Source organism: Streptomyces sp. NPDC029956 (genome assembly GCF_055574655.1).
Genome location: NZ_JBVHZJ010000003.1, coordinates 121,324 through 137,305 on the forward strand (window position 1 = coordinate 121,324; position 15,982 = coordinate 137,305).

At 71.4% G+C, this 15,982-nt stretch carries 16 protein-coding genes; 8 read left to right on the forward strand and 8 right to left on the reverse strand.

Annotated features, from left to right (window positions below):
• Positions 1-38 precede the first annotated feature (38 nt).
• Both bagB and bagA read right to left on the reverse strand, forming a co-directional pair.
• Positions 39-1,541 (reverse strand): ATPase BagB, encoded by a 1,503-nt coding sequence (gene bagB / locus ACZ4XX_RS03065; protein ID WP_468506249.1) that lies wholly within the window; start codon positions 1,539-1,541, stop codon positions 39-41.
• A complete protein-coding gene (gene bagA / locus ACZ4XX_RS03070) occupies positions 1,538-2,500 on the reverse strand; it encodes an ATPase BagA (protein ID WP_468506250.1) in 963 nt (320 codons plus the stop codon). Before bagA ends, bagB begins: the two co-directional genes overlap by 4 nt.
• A gap of 122 nt (positions 2,501-2,622) precedes the next feature.
• Between bagA and ACZ4XX_RS03075 the strand changes: the two genes are divergently transcribed.
• The 5 genes from ACZ4XX_RS03075 (at position 2,623) to ACZ4XX_RS03095 (ending at position 6,139) form a co-directional block, all read left to right on the forward strand.
• Positions 2,623-2,781 (forward strand): DUF4177 domain-containing protein, encoded by a 159-nt coding sequence (locus ACZ4XX_RS03075; RefSeq protein ID WP_015034547.1) that lies wholly within the window; start codon positions 2,623-2,625, stop codon positions 2,779-2,781.
• Positions 2,778-3,248: a RidA family protein gene (locus ACZ4XX_RS03080; RefSeq protein WP_468506251.1), complete on the forward strand. Its 471-nt coding sequence runs from the start codon at positions 2,778-2,780 to the stop codon at positions 3,246-3,248. The genes ACZ4XX_RS03075 and ACZ4XX_RS03080 overlap by 4 nt, the downstream gene beginning before the upstream one ends.
• Before the next feature lie 196 nt (positions 3,249-3,444).
• A complete protein-coding gene (locus tag ACZ4XX_RS03085; protein ID WP_468506252.1) occupies positions 3,445-4,311 on the forward strand; it encodes an NUDIX hydrolase in 867 nt (288 codons plus the stop codon).
• Complete coding sequence (locus tag ACZ4XX_RS03090; protein ID WP_468506253.1) at positions 4,308-5,138, forward strand: MBL fold metallo-hydrolase; 831 nt, start codon at positions 4,308-4,310, stop codon at positions 5,136-5,138. The genes ACZ4XX_RS03085 and ACZ4XX_RS03090 overlap by 4 nt, the downstream gene beginning before the upstream one ends.
• Before the next feature lie 116 nt (positions 5,139-5,254).
• A complete protein-coding gene (locus ACZ4XX_RS03095) occupies positions 5,255-6,139 on the forward strand; it encodes a prohibitin family protein (protein ID WP_468506254.1) in 885 nt (294 codons plus the stop codon).
• Positions 6,140-6,257: 118 nt separating this feature from the next.
• Here ACZ4XX_RS03095 and ACZ4XX_RS03100 read toward each other — a convergent pair whose 3' ends face one another.
• Positions 6,258-6,932, reverse strand: a complete 675-nt coding sequence (locus tag ACZ4XX_RS03100) for a Crp/Fnr family transcriptional regulator (RefSeq protein WP_015034542.1) — start codon at positions 6,930-6,932, stop codon at positions 6,258-6,260.
• A 230-nt stretch (positions 6,933-7,162) separates the two neighbouring features.
• On the opposite strand from ACZ4XX_RS03100, the gene nth reads away from it, so the two are divergent.
• The 3 genes from nth to ACZ4XX_RS03115 all read left to right on the forward strand — a co-directional run bounded on the left by nth (position 7,163) and on the right by ACZ4XX_RS03115 (position 10,255).
• Complete coding sequence (gene nth, locus ACZ4XX_RS03105; protein WP_468506379.1) at positions 7,163-8,203, forward strand: endonuclease III; 1,041 nt, start codon at positions 7,163-7,165, stop codon at positions 8,201-8,203.
• A gap of 82 nt (positions 8,204-8,285) precedes the next feature.
• Complete coding sequence (locus tag ACZ4XX_RS03110; protein WP_468506255.1) at positions 8,286-8,990, forward strand: NUDIX hydrolase; 705 nt, start codon at positions 8,286-8,288, stop codon at positions 8,988-8,990.
• Between the two features lie 65 nt (positions 8,991-9,055).
• Positions 9,056-10,255 (forward strand): MarP family serine protease, encoded by a 1,200-nt coding sequence (locus tag ACZ4XX_RS03115; protein WP_468506256.1) that lies wholly within the window; start codon positions 9,056-9,058, stop codon positions 10,253-10,255.
• A gap of 45 nt (positions 10,256-10,300) precedes the next feature.
• On the opposite strand, the gene ACZ4XX_RS03120 is transcribed toward ACZ4XX_RS03115, so the two are convergent.
• The 5 genes from ACZ4XX_RS03120 to acs form a co-directional block, all read right to left on the reverse strand.
• Positions 10,301-10,498 carry a hypothetical protein gene (locus ACZ4XX_RS03120; protein ID WP_468506257.1) on the reverse strand — a complete coding sequence of 66 codons (198 nt, stop codon included), beginning with the start codon at positions 10,496-10,498 and terminating at the stop codon, positions 10,301-10,303.
• 308 nt (positions 10,499-10,806) lie between these two features.
• Positions 10,807-11,745: an alpha/beta fold hydrolase gene (locus tag ACZ4XX_RS03125; RefSeq protein WP_468506258.1), complete on the reverse strand. Its 939-nt coding sequence runs from the start codon at positions 11,743-11,745 to the stop codon at positions 10,807-10,809.
• Positions 11,742-12,251, reverse strand: coding sequence for a phage holin family protein (locus ACZ4XX_RS03130; protein ID WP_468506259.1), 510 nt, complete (start codon positions 12,249-12,251; stop codon positions 11,742-11,744). The genes ACZ4XX_RS03125 and ACZ4XX_RS03130 overlap by 4 nt, the downstream gene beginning before the upstream one ends.
• Before the next feature lie 57 nt (positions 12,252-12,308).
• A complete protein-coding gene (nhaA, locus tag ACZ4XX_RS03135) occupies positions 12,309-13,703 on the reverse strand; it encodes a Na+/H+ antiporter NhaA (protein WP_468506260.1) in 1,395 nt (464 codons plus the stop codon).
• A 320-nt stretch (positions 13,704-14,023) separates the two neighbouring features.
• Positions 14,024-15,979 (reverse strand): acetate--CoA ligase, encoded by a 1,956-nt coding sequence (gene acs, locus ACZ4XX_RS03140; protein ID WP_468506261.1) that lies wholly within the window; start codon positions 15,977-15,979, stop codon positions 14,024-14,026.
• Between the last annotated feature and the right edge of the window lie 3 nt (positions 15,980-15,982).

Sequence of the window (15,982 nt, forward strand, 5' to 3'; positions counted from 1 at the left end):
TCCGGGGCCGGCCTCGACAGGGTTCCGTAAGACGAGGGTTACCGCCCGGCCGTGAGCCGGTCGCCGATGGCCCGTAGCCCGGCGAGGTCGTGTACATCGCCGGGCAGGGCCGCCACCTCGGTCACCGCCACCTCGGGGTGAAGCGCGGTGAAGCGGTCCCGCGTGCGCTGCTCACGCGCGAGCACCCGCATGCGCTCGGCATGCAGGCGCAGAAGTCCCGCGGTGAGATGTCGTACGTCTGTGTCGTCTCCGTGCTCGGGGCGCTCCGTGTGCTCTGCGTCGTCTCCAGCTGATTCCTGGACCGGGTCGGCTGTGGGGGCAGCCTGGCGTGCGGGAGGTGCGGGAGGTGCGGGAGGTGCGGGAGGTGCGGGAGGTGTTGCGGTGGCGGCGGTGGCGAGGTCTGACGACTCGGGCTCGTGCTCGGTGGCCGGGGAGCCACTCCGCTCAGTCTTCCCGGGCCCCTGATCCACAATGCGCCGCTCGTCAAGATTTTCCGCCGCGGCCCGCGCCCGCTCGGCCGAAAGCCGGGCGGCGGCGCTGCCGTGCACACGGTTGAGGACGAGACCCGCCAGCGGCATCTCCTCGGCGGCCAGCCGCTCCACGAAGTACGCGGCCTCCCGCAGCGCGTCCCGCTCCGGCGTGGCCACCACGAGGAAGGCCGTGCCCGGGGCCTGGAGCAGCTTGTACGTGGCGTCGGCGCGGGTCCGGAAACCGCCGAACATCGTGTCCATCGCCGCGACGAACGTCTGCACGTCCTTGAGGAACTGACCCCCCAGCAGCTTGCCGAGGGTCCCCGTCATCATCGACATGCCGACGTTCAGGAACTTCATCCCGGCCCGGCCGCCCACCTTCGCCGGCGCCATGAGCAGCTTGATGAACTTCCCGTCGAGGAACGACCCGAGCCGCTTCGGCGCGTCCAGGAAGTCCAGCGCGGAGCGGGACGGCGGGGTGTCCACGACGATCAGGTCCCACTCGTCGCGCGCCCTGAGCTGCCCCAGCTTCTCCATCGCCATGTACTCCTGCGTACCGGCGAATCCGGCCGAAAGAGACTGGTAGAAGGGGTTCTCCAGGATCGCCCGCGCCCTGTCGGGCTCCGCGTGCGCCTCGACGATCTCGTCGAAGGTCCGCTTCATGTCCAGCATCATCGCGTGCAGTTCGCCGCCGTCGGAGCCCTTGATGCCGTCGACCTTGCGCGGGGTGTTGTCGAGGGAGTCGATGCCCATCGACTGGGCGAGGCGGCGGGCCGGGTCGATGGTGAGGACGACGACCCGGCGGCCGCGCTCAGCCGCCCGCACGCCGAGCGCCGCCGCCGTCGTCGTCTTGCCGACCCCGCCCGCGCCGCAGCAGACGATGATGCGGGTGCCGAGGTCGTCGAGCAGCGGGTCGAGCTCCAGGACGGGAACGGCGTCGAGCCCGTGCGCCTCGGGGACCGCGTCACGACCGCCGGGTGCCGCGTCACGACCGTCACGGGCCCGGCCCGGGGCAGGGGCCGCGTCGCGACCGGCCGGGGCCGTGCCGCGGCCGGGGGACTTCTCCGTCACGCGCCCACCCCTTGCTTCCGTAGTTCCTTCGCCAGCCGGTAGAGCCCCGCGATGTCCGCCCCGTCCCCCAGGAACGGCAGCTCCCACGAGGGGACGCCGATGTCGTCCAGGACCGCGCGCTGCGCCCGCTCCAGCTCCACCCGCCGGGCGTGCTCGGAGGCCTGGTCGAGGAGCGGCTCGACGAGCGTCGTACCGCCCGCGACGCCCGCGGAGGCCAGTGTCCTGGCGATCGCGTCCCGGTGGTCGCCGGAGGCGGCCCGTACCGCCGCCTCGTCGAGGACGTGCGGCCGGACCATGTTCACCACGATCCGGCCCACCGGCAGTTCGGCCGCGCGGAGCTCCGCGATGCCGTCCGCGGTCTCCTGGACCGGCATCTCCTCCAGGAGGGTCACCAGGTGCACCGCCGTCTCGGGGGACTTGAGGACCCGCATGACGGCCTGCGCCTGGTTGTGTATCGGGCCGATCCTCGCCAGCCCCGCCACCTCGTCGTTGACGTTGAGGAACCGGGTGATGCGGCCGGTGGGCGGCGCGTCCATGACCACGTGGTCGTAGGTGTGGCCGCCGTGCTTCTCGCGCCGCCGGACCGCCTCGCAGGCCTTGCCGGTCAGCAGGACGTCCCGTACGCCCGGCGCTATCGTCGTCGCGAAATCGATCGCGCCGAGCTTCTTCAGGGCCCGCCCCGCGGTGCCCAGTTTGTAGAACATCTGGAGGTAGTCGAGGAGCGCGCGCTCGGCGTCGATCGCCAGCGCGTACACCTCCCCGCCGCCCGGGGCGACGGCGATCTTGCGTTCCTCGTACGGAAGGGCCTCCGTCTCGAAGAGCTGTGCGATGCCCTGTCTGCCTTCGACCTCGACGAGAAGGGTGCGCTTGCCCTCCGTCGCGAGGGCGAGCGCGAGGGCGGCGGCGACCGTCGTCTTACCGGTACCGCCCTTGCCGCTGACGACCTGGAGCCTGCTCACGCTGTCGAGCCTAACCACTGGCGGCCGCGCCCAATCAGGAGGCCGCCCCTGAGAAGCCCGCCGGGGGCGGCTTCAGGGCAGCCTCGGAGAGCCGCCCCGCGTCAGCGGATACAGTCGGGCCCATGACCAAGTGGGAGTACGTCACGGTGCCGCTTCTGGTGCACGCGACCAAGCAGATTCTGGACACCTGGGGCGAGGACGGCTGGGAGCTCGTCCAGGTCGTGCCCGGGCCGAACAACCCCGAGCAGCTCGTGGCCTACCTGAAGCGGGCCAAGTCGTGAGCGGGGCCGTCGAGGCGAAGCTCGCCGAACTCGGCCTGACCCTGCCGGCCGTGGTGCCGCCGCTGGCCGCCTACCAGCCGGCCGTGCAGTCGGGCGTCTACGTCTACACCTCGGGCCAGCTCCCGATGGTGGCCGGCGAACTCCAGCTGACCGGCAAGGTCGGTGCCGAGGTCACCGCCGAGGAGGCCAAGAAGCTCGCCGCCACCTGCGCGCTGAACGCCCTCGCGGCCGTGAAGTCGGTCGCCGGTGACCTCGACCGGATCAAGCGGGTCGTGAAGGTCGTCGGCTTCGTCGCCTCGGCCTCCGACTTCACCGGGCAGCCGGGCGTCGTCAACGGCGCCAGCGAGCTGCTGGGCGCGGTCCTGGGCGACAAGGGCGTGCACGCGCGCAGCGCCGTCGGCGTGGCCGTGCTGCCGCTCGACGCCCCGGTCGAGGTCGAGGTCCAGGTCGAGCTCGTCGACGCCTGACCCTCCGCCGCACGGCCTTCTGAACGACCCCGCCGCGCGGCCTTCTGAACGACCGCGTCGCGCGGCCTTCCGTACGACGCTGCCGTGCGGCCTTCCGTACGCGGCACAGAGCCGGTTCTTCCGTGCGGGCCCGCAAGGGTCCGCCCGGCGGGAACCGGCTCTCGTGCATTCAAGTACTTGCGCATAGCATCCGGCCATGTCGAATGGTCAGTGGTACCCGCCCGAGTGGCCCGACCGCATCCGCGCCCTCGCCGCCGGTGAACTCACCCCGGTGGCCCCGCGGCGCGCCGCCACCGTCCTGCTGCTGCGGGACGGGGCCGCCGGTCCCGACGTCCACATGCTGCGCCGCCGCGCCTCGATGGCCTTCGCGGGCGGCGCGTACGCCTATCCCGGCGGCGGGGTCGACCCGCGCGACGAGCACCCGGTGCGCTGGGCGGGGCCGTCGCTGGAGACCTGGGCGGCCCGGCTCGGCCTCGACGACCCCGCGCAGGCCCAGGCCGTGGTCTGCGCCGCCGTGCGCGAGACGTACGAGGAGGCGGGCGTCCTGCTCGCCGGGGAGACCGGTGACGCGGTCGTCGGCGACACGACCGGCGCGGACTGGGAGCGGGACCGGGAGGCGCTCGTCGCCCGGGAACTGTCCTTCGCCGACTTCCTGGACCGGCGCGGCCTCGTCGTCCGCTCCGACCTGCTCGGCGCGTGGGCCCGCTGGATCACGCCGGAGTTCGAGCAGCGCCGGTACGACACCTGGTTCTTCGTGGCCGCCCTGCCGGCCGGGCAGCGCACCCGCAACGCCTCCACGGAGGCCGACCGGACCGTCTGGATCCGCCCGGCGGACGCCGCGGCCGGCTACGACCGGGGCGAGCTGACGATGATGCCGCCGACGATCTCGACCCTGCGCACCCTGGAGCCGTACGGCACGGTCGCCGAGGCCCTCGCGGGGGCGCGGGAGCAGGACATGACCCCCGTGCTCGCGCAGGCGCGCATGGACGGCGACGAGCTGGTCCTGAGCTGGCCGGGCCACGAGGAGTTCACCAAGATCATTCCGATGGGAGACGCCCGATGAGCGATGCAGCCGCCCTGCCGGGCCAGCCGCGCGGTCTCGTGGTCTCCGGGCCCGCGACCGACCGCGCCGTGAACGTCCTCGCGCCGAACCCGTCTGCGATGACCCTCGACGGCACCAACACCTGGCTGCTCTCCGAGCCCGGTTCCGACCTCGCCGTCGTCGTCGACCCGGGGCCGCTCGACGAGAGTCATCTGCGGCATGTGATCGACACCGCCGAGAAGCTCGGCAAGCGGGTCGCGCTCACGCTGCTGACCCACGGCCACCCGGACCACGCCGAGGGCGCCGGGCTCTTCGCCGAGCTGACCGGGACGGCCGTACGGGCCCTCGACCCGGCGCTGCGGCTCGGCGACGAGGGGCTCGGCGCGGGGGACGTGGTGGCCGTCGGCGGTCTGGAGCTGCGGGTCGTCCCGACTCCCGGCCACACCTCCGACTCGCTCTCCTTCCATCTGCCGGCCGACGGGGCCGTCCTGACGGGCGACACGATCCTGGGGCGCGGGACGACGATGGTGGCCCATCCGGACGGGCGCCTCGGCGACTACCTGGACTCGCTGCGGCGGCTGCGTTCGCTCACCGTCGACGACGGGGTGCACACGGTCCTGCCGGGGCACGGACCGGTCCTGGAGGACGCCCAGGGGGCCGTGGAGTTCTATCTGGCGCACCGGGCGAACCGGCTGGCCCAGGTGGAGACGGCGGTCGAGAGCGGCCACCGGACGGCCGCGGAGGTCGTCGCCCATGTGTACGCGGACGTGGACCGCTCGCTGTGGCCGGCGGCCGAGCTGTCCGTACGCGCGCAGCTGGAGTACCTGCGGGAGCGCGGTCTGGTCTGAGTGGCGGGGCGGGGTTGTCACGATCCGGAACCGAGCGGACCCCCGGCGCGTCGGTCGTCTTGACCTGTGCTTTACGCTCCGCTTACTTCTGACCGTAGCCTTCGGGGGGAACGCCCGTGTTCGTCATCGCCATCCTGCTGGTCATAGCCGCAGTGGTGCTCTTCTTCGTCGGCCGAGCCAACGACTCCAAGGGGCTGAAGTTCGGCGCCCTCGGCGCGGTCCTGGCCGGTGCCTTCTCGTTGATCGTGAGCATGACGTACGTGATCAGCGCGTACGAGGTCGGTGTGCCGGTCGCCTTCGGCAAGGTCGGCTCGCCCATGACCTCCGGCATGCACGTGAAGTCGCCGTTCACCGACGTCACGACCTTCTCGACCCGTCCGGTCGACCTCAACCTCTCCGACAAGGACGTGGTCGAGGTCCGGTCCTCGCAGGGCGGCGTCATGTACGTCGAGGTGACGGTGAAGTGGGCCGTCGTCCCGACCAAGTCCGTCGAGCTCTACAAGCTCGCGGGCAGCGAGGACTCCATCCAGCAGCGTCTCGTCTACCCCGACAGCCGGGAGATCGTCCGCAACGTCTTCGCCCGCTACACCAGCGAGCAGGGCTACGCCTCCGACCGCGAGAAGATCAACGCCGAGATCGGCACCCTGATCAAGGAGCGTCTGGTTCCGCGCGGTATCGACGTGACCACGGTCAACCTGCGCAACGTGAAGCCCTCGGACTCGCTCCAGGCCCAGATCGACCGGAAGATCCAGCAGCAGCAGGCCACCGAGCGCGCCACCGAGGCCGCCCGCACGGCCAAGGCCGAGGCCGACCGGCGCCGGATCGAGGCGGAGGGCATCGCCCGCGCCAACAAGATCCTCAACGACTCGCTGACCGACCGGGTCCTGATGAACCAGTGCATCGACGCGTTCAAGGACGCCGCGGCGAAGAACCCGATCTACACCGTGCCCTGCGCGAACGGTTCCTCGGCGCCGGTGATCGTGGACGGCTCGAAGCGCTGACGACGTGCCCGTAGACGCCCGTAGACGCCCGTAGACGTACGAGAAGGGCCGCCCCGGCTTGTCGGCCGGGGCGGCCCTTTCGCGTACGAGGACGCTCACCGCGTCCGTACGGGGATGCCTACCGCGAGCGCTTCGCGAGGCGCTCCACGTCCAGCAGGATCACGGCGCGGGCCTCCAGTCGCAGCCAGCCGCGCTGGGCGAAGTCGGCGAGCGCCTTGTTGACCGTCTCGCGGGAGGCGCCGACCAGCTGGGCCAGCTCCTCCTGGGTGAGGTCGTGGACGACGTGGATGCCCTCCTCCGACTGCACGCCGAAGCGGCGCGACAGGTCGAGGAGCGCACGGGCGACACGGCCCGGCACGTCGGAGAAGACCAGGTCGGACATCTGGTCGTTGGTCTTGCGCAGTCGGCGGGCGACGGCGCGCAGCAGCGCCGTGGCCACCTCGGGGCGGGCGTTCAGCCAGGGCTGGAGGTCGCCGTGGCCCAGGCCGAGCAGCTTGACCTCGGTCAGCGCGGTGGCGGTGGCGGTGCGCGGGCCCGGGTCGAAGAGCGACAGCTCACCGATCAGCTCGCCGGGGCCGAGGACGGCCAGCATGTTCTCCCGGCCGTCGGGGGAGGTGCGGTGCAGCTTCACCTTGCCCTCGGTGACCACGTACAGGCGGTCGCCGGGGTCGCCCTCGTGGAAGAGCGCGTCGCCACGGGCGAGCGTCGCCTCACTCATCGAGGCGCGCAGCTCGGCAGCCTGCTCGTCATCGAGCGCCGCGAAGAGCGGGGCGCGCCGCAGAACGTCGTCCACGAGTTCTCTCCATACTGTCGACCTGCTCAGGGACCTGCGTCCCATGATGCCGGACGTACAAAACAGTGCGATCAATCACAACAAGTTTGACGTACCGAGTCGCCCGTCCGTACGCCAGGGGCCCGATTGGGCGTTGATCGGCCACGCCCGGGGCGGATGTCGGTGGTGGCCCCTAGGCTGGCCGGGTGTCCAACTCGCCGGTGAGAGCGCAGGCCAAGGGGGCTGAAAGAGTGTCGGCCGAACGTAATTCCGCTGTGGGCGAACACGGCGTGTCGAAACGGGTGAAAGCCGCAAATCGGAAGCCCTCCGAGCCTGCTGAGCCCGCGAAGGCAGCGAAGGCCGCCGTGCCCGCCAAGGCAGTGAAGGCAGCGAAGGCCGCCGTGCCCGCCAAGGCGGCGAAAGCGGTGAAGGCCGCCGTGCCCGCCAAGGCGGCGAAAGCGGCGAAGGCAGCGAAGGCCGCCAAGGCCGTCGAGCCCGCCAAGCACGTGAGGCCCGCCAAGCCCGAATCGCGGCTCGCGATGGTCCGCCGCGCCCGCAGGATCAACCGCGAGCTCGCCGAAGTCTTCCCGTACGCCCATCCGGAGCTCGACTTCCGCAACCCCTTCGAGCTGCTCGTCGCCACGGTCCTCTCGGCTCAGACCACCGACCTGCGGGTCAACCAGACCACCCCGGCCCTCTTCGCGAAGTACCCCACGCCCGAGGACCTCGCCGCCGCCGTGCCCGAGGAGGTCGAGGAGCTCATCCGCCCCACCGGCTTCTTCCGTGCCAAGACCAAGTCGATCATGGGTCTCGCCGCCGCCCTCCGGGACGACTTCGACGGCGAGGTCCCCGGCCGCCTCGAAGACCTCGTCAAACTCCCCGGCGTCGGCCGCAAGACCGCCTTCGTCGTCCTCGGCAACGCCTTCGGGGTCCCCGGCATCACCGTCGACACCCACTTCATGCGGCTCGTCCGGCGCTGGCGGTGGACCGAGTCCGACGACCCCGTGAAGATCGAGGCCGAGGTCGCCACGATCTTCCCGAAGAGCGAGTGGACGATGCTCTCGCACCGGGTGATCTTCCACGGCCGCCGCATCTGCCACGCCCGCAAGCCGGCCTGCGGCGCCTGCCCGATCACCCACCTCTGCCCGTCGTACGGGGAGGGCGAGACCGACCCGGAGAAGGCGAAGAAGCTGCTCAAGTACGAGATGGGCGGCCTCCCCGGCCAGCGGCTCGACCCGCCGCCCGGCTACCCGGGCCGCCCGGCGCCCCCGCTGGGCGCGAACGGCGGCTGAGACCCGTTCCCCGGAACACCCGGAAGAGCTCCAGAGGGAACGAACCCGTACATCGATCGCGTTGTGAAACTCGGGGGTGCCTATGACGCGCACTGACGAAGAGATCCACGGGCCCGGCACCGGCGGGCTGCTCAGCAGGGACGGGCTGCCCGACTGGCTCGGGCCCGTCGACCGGGCCGCCCGCACGGTCGAACCCGAGCAGCTGAGCCGCTTCCTGCCGCCCACGAGCGGCGCCGGGCGGCAGTCCGCCGTCCTCGTCCTCTTCGGCGAGGGCGACCGCGGCCCCGAGCTGCTGCTCATGGAGCGGGCCGGCAGCCTCCGCTCGCACGCGGGACAGCCCTCCTTCCCCGGCGGCGCCCTCGACCCCGAGGACGGCGAACCGGCGGACGGCGGGCTGCTGCGCGCCGCCCTGCGCGAGGCCCAGGAGGAGACCGGGCTCGACCCGGCCGGCGTCCAGCTCTTCGCCGTCCTCCCCCAGCTCTACATCCCGGTCAGCGGCTTCGTCGTCACCCCGGTCATCGGCTGGTGGCGCGCCCCCAGCCCCGTCGGGGTCGTCGACCCCGGCGAGACCGCCCGGGTCTTCACCGTGCCCGTGGCAGATCTCACGGATCCGGCGAACCGCGCGACCGCGGTCCATCCGAGCGGCCACCAAGGCCCCGCGTTCCTGGTCGCATCCGCTCTGGTCTGGGGTTTTACGGCCGGAGTGATCGACAGACTGCTGCATTTCTCCGGCTGGGAGCGGCCCTGGGACCGGTCCAAGCAGGTCCCGCTCGACTGGCGCTCATGACAGGCTGAACCCCGGCGGACTGGCTGATCCCCGGCGACCGGAACGAATCTGCGAGGCAATTGACGGTGAACGTGCTGGACATCTTGCTGCTGCTCGCCGCCGTCTGGTTCGCGATCATCGGCTACCGCCAGGGATTCGTGGTCGGCATCCTGTCGGTGATCGGCTTCCTCGGCGGCGGCCTCGTCGCCGTACTGCTGCTGCCGATCCTCTGGGACCAGCTCACCGACAACAGCGAGGTCTCGACCACGGCGACGGTCGTCTTCGTGATGGTGGTCATCGTCTGCGCCTCCGTCGGCCAGGCCTTCACCACGCACCTGGGCAACAAACTGCGCCGCCACATCACCTGGTCGCCGGCCCGCGCCCTCGACGCCACCGGCGGCGCCCTGGTCAACGTCGTCGCCATGCTCCTCGTGGCCTGGCTGATCGGCTCGGGCCTCGCCCGCACCACCATGCCCACCCTGGGCAAGGAGGTGCGGAACTCCAAGGTCCTGCTCGGCGTCGAGCAGGTGATGCCCGATCAGGCGTCCCGCTGGTTCGACGACTTCAGCTCCACCCTGGCCCGCAGCGGCTTCCCGCCGGTGTTCAGCCCCTTCGCGAACGAGCCGATCACCCCGGTCGTGCCGCCCGATCCCGCGCTCACCCGGAGCCCGGTCGCCGACCGCGCCCAGCGCTCCATCGTGAAGGTCGTCGGCACCGCGCAGAGCTGCGGCAAGGTCCTCGAAGGCACCGGATTCGTCTTCGCCGACCGCCGCATCATGACCAACGCCCACGTCGTCGGCGGCGTCGACGAGCCGACCGTCCAGATAGGCGGCGAGGGCAGGCTCTACGACGCCAAGGTCGTCCTCTACGACTGGCGGCGCGACATCGCCGTCCTGGACGTGCCGGACCTCGAGGCCACGCCGCTGACCTTCACCGACGAGGACGCCCGCAGCGGCGACAGCGCGATCGTCGCCGGATTCCCGGAGAACGGCTCGTACGACGTGCGCTCGGCGCGCGTGCGCGGCCGTATCAACGCGGACGGCCCCGACATCTACCGCCGGGGCGAGGTGCGCAGGGACGTGTACTCGCTGTACACGACGGTGCGCCAGGGCAACTCCGGCGGCCCGCTCCTCACCGTCGACGGCGAGGTGTCCGGCGTGATCTTCGCCCGCTCCCTCGACGACGCGAACACCGGCTACGCCCTGACCGTCGACGAGATCCGCGAGGACATCGAGCTCGGCAGGACCGCGAACCAGCAGGTCGACACCCAGGCCTGCGCGCTGTAGCGCCGAGGACCCCGTGAGGGGCCCCCGGCGCTGTCAGGGGTGCTGTTACGGAGTGTCGCGGGGATGCCTGAGCCGGGCCGAGACCCAGCGGGCCCGGCGGCGGAGGATACGTGAGATCCCCACCTCTTGCGCGGTGTGCGCTCCACCCGGGTCCGGCGGTCCGACCCCCTCGCGGGAGCCCTGCCCGGCGGCCGAGCGGCGGTTGCGTGCTGTCGTGTCACCGTAGTCGTGCGTCCAGCCCATACTTCGACGTCTGCCCGTGGCCCAAGGTCGGTAACCGCCCGGGGGCCCGCCAATCGGAGTATGCGCGAGGCACATGGCCGTTCGAAGGAAGTCTGTACGCACCGGGGCGGTCAGAGTGGCCGTCAGCGGCCACCGATCCGCTCCACCGGGCCCCGGACGAGCCCGGACGGCAGTCCCGAGGGAGCCGACCCGGCCCCCTCTCGGCGGCCCGGCCCCGGCCCGACCCCGACTCCTTTTCGGCGGCCCCGCCCCGCCCGCCCCGCCCGCCCCGGGCCGCCCCGGCCCCGCCCCGGCCCCGCCCCGGGCCGTCAGCGGTCGGGCTCGGGGTCCTTCAGCCAGTTGACGAGTTCCGTCGAGAAGGCCACCGGGTCCTCCTCGTGCGGGAAGTGCCCGAGCCCGTCGAAGAGCCGCCAGCGGTACGGCGCCTCCACGTACTCGCCCGACCCCGCGGCGCTGCGGGTCCGCATCACCGGGTCCAGCGAGCCGTGCAGATGCAGCGTCGGCACCCGCACCGGCCGCTTCATGCGCCGGTTGAACTGGATGCCGTCCGGGCGGGCCAGGGAGCGCACCATCCAGCGGTACGGCTCGATCGAGCAGTGCGCCGTCGACGGGACCAGCATCGCCCGCCGGTACACGTCGATCGCCTGCTCCTCGGAGGCGCTGAGGGGCTGCGGGCCCGACCAGTCCCGGATCAGCTCGCCCACCAGCGCCGCGTCGTCCGCGACGAGCTGACGCTCCGGCAGCCACGGCCGCTGGAAGCCCCAGATGTGCGAACCGGCCCGCGACTGGGCGAAGTCGGAGAGCATCGCCGAACGCCAGCGGCGCGGGTGCGGCATCGAGGAGACCACGAGCCGGCGCACCAGCTTGGGCCGCATGACGGCCGCCGTCCAGGCGAGATAGCCGCCCAGGTCGTGCCCGACGAGCGCCGCGTCCGGCTCGCCCAGCGAGCGGATCACACCCGTGACGTCGAGCGCCAGGTTGGCGGGGTCGTAACCCCGGGGCGTGCGGTCGCTGCCGCCGACCCCGCGCAGGTCCATCGCGACGGCCCGGAAACCGGCCTCGGCGAGGAGGGGCAGCTGGTGGCGCCAGGTCCACCAGAACTGCGGGAAGCCGTGCAGGAGCAGCACCAGCGGGCCGTCGCCCATCTCGGCGATGTGGAAGCGGGCGCCGTTGGCGGCCACGTCGCGATGGGTCCACGGCCCGTCGAGCCGGACGGGCCCGCCGTTGCTGCTCTCGGGGAGGGTCATACGGACGAGCGTGCCACAGTGGGGGCCTTGTCCAGCGCCTTGTCCAGCGCCTTGTCCAGCGCCCTGGCGGGCTCCGGGCGCGGGTGCGGCTTGACGGTGGAGATCACCGCGGCCGTCTGCTTGGCCGAGGCGATGGACTTCTCCGGCGGCTTGACCTTCTTGAACTTGGCGTAGGCGATCACGCCGAGCAGCACCGCGAGCAGCACGTTCGCCGCGAAGGAGAGCAGGAAGCACCAGACGAGGTTCCAGCCCCCGTTGCCGTTGTGCCCGCCGGTCCAGGTGTTGATGGCGTACGCGAGCGCGAAACTCAGCATCGGCAGCGAGAACAGCAGCACGACCGCGGCCGTGATGCCGGCCGCGCTCCCGATCACACCACGCTTGACGTCCTGCCTGATCTCGGCCTTCGCCAGGGCGAGCTCGTCGTGCACCAGCGCGGACATCTCGGCGGTCGCCGAGGCGACCAGCTGGCCGAGGCTGCGCTCGGTGCCGTCGTACGGGTCGCTCATCGCTGCTCCCTCTTCTCTTCTGCGGTCCGAGTTCTCTTCTACGCGGTCCGACTCAGATCATGCCGGACGGTCGGCCCCGTCGCGCGGTGCCCCCGCCAGTTGGGCGCGCTCACGGTGTTCCGCGGCCTTCTTCTCGTAGATCTCGGCCATCCGCAGGTGGTACTCCGGGTTGTCCTGCTCGTAGATGTCGGGGATGCCGTCCTGGTCCTCGTCGCGCTCCTCGTCGGAGACCAGGGCCTGGTACCTGCGGACGCGCAGCTTCAGCAGGACGGAGGCGAGGACGGCCGCGATGAGCGAGCCGATGAGGACCGCGGCCTTCACCTCGTCGGTGAGGACCTCGTCCCCGGCGAAGGCGAGCTCGCCGATGAGCAGCGACACGGTGAAGCCGATGCCGGCGAGGGTGGCGACGGCGAAGACGTCCGGCCAGGTCAGGTCGGGGTTGAGCTCGGCACGGGTGAAGCGGGCGGCGAGCCAGGTGCCGCCGAAGATGCCGACCGCCTTGCCGACGACGAGACCGAGGACGACGCCGAGGGTGACGGGCTGGGTGAAGACGTCGTGGATCGCGCCGCCGGAGATGCTCACGCCGGCCGAGAAGAGCGCGAACAGCGGGACGGCGAGGCCGGCCGAGAGCGGGCGGACGAGGTGCTCGATGTGCTCGCCGGGGGAGTGCTTCTCGCCGTCCCGGGTGGTGCAGCGGAGCATCAGGCCCATGGCGACGCCCGCGATGGTGGCGTGGACGCCGCTGTTGTACATCAGGCCCCAGATGACCAGGGCCAGCGGGACGTACACGTACCAGCCGTGCACCTCCTTGCGGAGCAGCACCCAGAAGAGGAGGAGTCCGGCGAAGGCGCCGCCGAGCGCGGCGAAGTTCAGGTCGCTGGTGAAGAAGACCGCGATGATCAGGATCGCGAAGAGGTCGTCCACGACGGCGAGGGTGAGCAGGAAGGCGCGCAGCGCGGACGGCAGCGAGGTGCCGATCACCGCGAGGACGGCGAGCGCGAAGGCGATGTCGGTCGCGGTGGGGACGGCCCAGCCGTCCATCGAGCCGTTGCCGAGGGTGTTGACCAGGACGTAGACGAGGGCGGGCGCGGCCATGCCGCAGATCGCGGCGATGACGGGGAGCGCGGCGGCCTTGGGGTCGCGCAGTTCGCCCGCGACGAGTTCGCGCTTGAGCTCGATGCCGGCGACGAAGAAGAAGATCGCGAGGAGTCCGTCGGCCGCCCAGTGCTGGATCGAGAGGTCGAGGCCGAGGGCGGCGGGGCCGATGTGGAAGTCGCTGACCGACTCGTAGCTGCTGCTCAGGGTGTTGGCCCAGATGAGGGCCACGACGGCGGCGACGAGGAGCAGGACGCCGCCGACGGTCTCGGTGCGCAGCGCGTCGGTGAGGTACCGGCGCTCGGGCAGGGAGAGCCGGCCGAGGAACTTGCGGTCGGTGGGTGCGGGCGCGGCCACGGGGGAAAACCTCCGGTCGGGTGGGCAGGACTGAGCACATGCCGACCAGACTTCCCGGCGCACCTAGGTTTTCTTGTCGCGTCGCTGACGCGGTTCTTACCTTACCTAACGAGCGTGGGTTGGGTCCGGCGAGATTCACTTTAGGGATATTTGCGTCTTTCGTCCCTTCGGAGAAGGGCAAGCGAGACGCCCGCCCCCACTGGCTCGGGGCGGGCGTCTCGCGTCGTACGGCCCGGACGTTGTCGCGTCATGCAGCGTCATGCAGCGTCATGCAGCGTCGTGCAGCGTCGTGCGCGTCCTGCGCGTCGTACGGGCCGGGCTCAGTCCTCGCTGGAGGCGGACGGCAGCTGCGTCTGGATGAGCGACATGACCGAGGAGTCGGTCAGCGTCGTGACGTCGCCCAGCTCACGGTTCTCCGCCACGTCGCGCAGCAGACGGCGCATGATCTTGCCCGAACGCGTCTTGGGCAGCTCCGCCACCGGCAGGACGCGCTTCGGCTTGGCGATCGGACCGAGGGTCGCACCGACGTGGTTGCGCAGCTCGGCCACCAGGCTCTCGTCCTCGCTGGCCGTACCGCGCAGGATGACGAAGGCGACGATCGCCTGACCGGTGGTCTCGTCGGCGGCGCCGACGACGGCCGCCTCGGCGACGGCCGGGTGCGAGACGAGGGCCGACTCGACTTCGGTGGTCGAGATGTTGTGACCGGAGACGAGCATGACGTCGTCGACCCGGCCGAGCAGCCAGATGTCGCCGTCCTCGTCCTTCTTGGCCCCGTCACCGGCGAAGTACTTGCCCTCGAAGCGGGACCAGTACGTGTCGATGTAGCGCTGGTCGTCGCCCCAGATGGTGCGGAGCATCGACGGCCACGGCTCGGTGAGGACCAGGTAGCCACCGCCTCCGTTCGGCACCTCGTTGGCCTCGTCGTCGACGACGGTCGCGGCGATGCCCGGCAGCGGGCGCTGGGCGGAGCCCGGCTTGGTCTCGGTGACGCCCGGCAGCGGCGAGATCATCATCGCGCCGGTCTCGGTCTGCCACCAGGTGTCCACGATCGGGGTCTTGTTCGCGCCGATGTGCTCGCGGTACCAGACCCAGGCCTCGGGGTTGATCGGCTCGCCGACCGAGCCCAGGACCCGCAGGCTGGACAGGTCGAACTTGGCGGGGATGTCGTCGCCCCACTTCATGAACGTGCGGATCGCGGTCGGCGCCGTGTAGAGGATCGTGACGCCGTACTTCTGCACGATCTCCCAGAACCGCCCCTGGTGCGGGGTGTCCGGGGTGCCCTCGTACATGACCTGCGTCGCGCCGTTGGCCAGCGGGCCGTAGACGATGTACGAGTGCCCGGTGACCCAGCCGATGTCGGCGGTGCACCAGTAGACGTCGGTCTCCGGCTTGAGGTCGAAGACGGCGTGGTGGGTGTACGCGGCCTGGGTGAGGTAGCCGCCGGAGGTGTGCAGGATGCCCTTCGGCTTCCCCGTGGTGCCCGAGGTGTAGAGGATGAAGAGCGGGTGCTCCGCCTCGAAGGCTTCCGGGGTGTGCTCGGTGGACTGGCGGGCGACGATGTCGTCCCACCACACGTCGCGGCCCTCGGTGAACGCGGTGTCCTGGCCCGTACGGCGGACCACGAGCACGTGCTCGACCTGCGGGCACTTGGCGACGGCCTCGTCGATGGCCGGCTTGAGGGCGCTCGGCTTGCCACGGCGGTAGCCGCCGTCGGCGGTGACGACCAGCTTGGCGTCGGCGTCCTGGATGCGGGAGGCCACGGCGTCGGCCGAGAAGCCGCCGAAGACCACCGAGTGGGCGGCGCCGACGCGGGCGCAGGCCAGCATCGTGATGGCCGCCTCGGGGATCATCGGCAGGTAGACGGCGACGCGGTCGCCCTTGCGGACGCCCAGCTCGGTCAGGGCGTTGGCCGCCTTGGAGACCTCGTCCTTGAGCTCGGCGTAGGTGATCGAGCGGCTGTCGCCCGGCTCGCCCTCGAAGTGGATGGCGACCCGGTCGCCGTGGCCTGCCTCGACGTGCCGGTCGACGCAGTTGTACGCGACGTTCAGCTCGCCGTCCGCGAACCACTTGGCGAACGGCGGGTTCGACCAGTCGAGGGTCTCGGTCGGCTCGGTGGCCCAGGTCAGGCGCTTGGCCTGCTCGGCCCAGAAGCCCAGCCTGTCCGCCTTGGCCTGCTCGTACGCCTCCGCCGTCACGTTGGCGTGCGCGGCCAGCTCGGCGGGCGGCGAAAATCGACGCTCTTCCCGAAGCAGATTGGCCAGGCTTTCGTTGCTCACGAC

Excerpts from the sequence above, each read along its gene's own strand:
- ACZ4XX_RS03075 (WP_015034547.1), top strand. The coding sequence starts at position 2,623 with ATGACCAAGTGGGAGTACGTCACGGTGCCGCTTCTGGTGCACGCGACC.
- ACZ4XX_RS03085 (WP_468506252.1), top strand. The coding sequence starts at position 3,445 with ATGTCGAATGGTCAGTGGTACCCGCCCGAGTGGCCCGACCGCATCCGC.
- ACZ4XX_RS03090 (WP_468506253.1), top strand. The coding sequence starts at position 4,308 with ATGAGCGATGCAGCCGCCCTGCCGGGCCAGCCGCGCGGTCTCGTGGTC.
- ACZ4XX_RS03110 (WP_468506255.1), top strand. The coding sequence starts at position 8,286 with ATGACGCGCACTGACGAAGAGATCCACGGGCCCGGCACCGGCGGGCTG.
- ACZ4XX_RS03120 (WP_468506257.1), bottom strand. The coding sequence starts at position 10,498 with ATGGGCTGGACGCACGACTACGGTGACACGACAGCACGCAACCGCCGC.
- ACZ4XX_RS03125 (WP_468506258.1), bottom strand. The coding sequence starts at position 11,745 with ATGACCCTCCCCGAGAGCAGCAACGGCGGGCCCGTCCGGCTCGACGGG.
- ACZ4XX_RS03130 (WP_468506259.1), bottom strand. The coding sequence starts at position 12,251 with ATGAGCGACCCGTACGACGGCACCGAGCGCAGCCTCGGCCAGCTGGTC.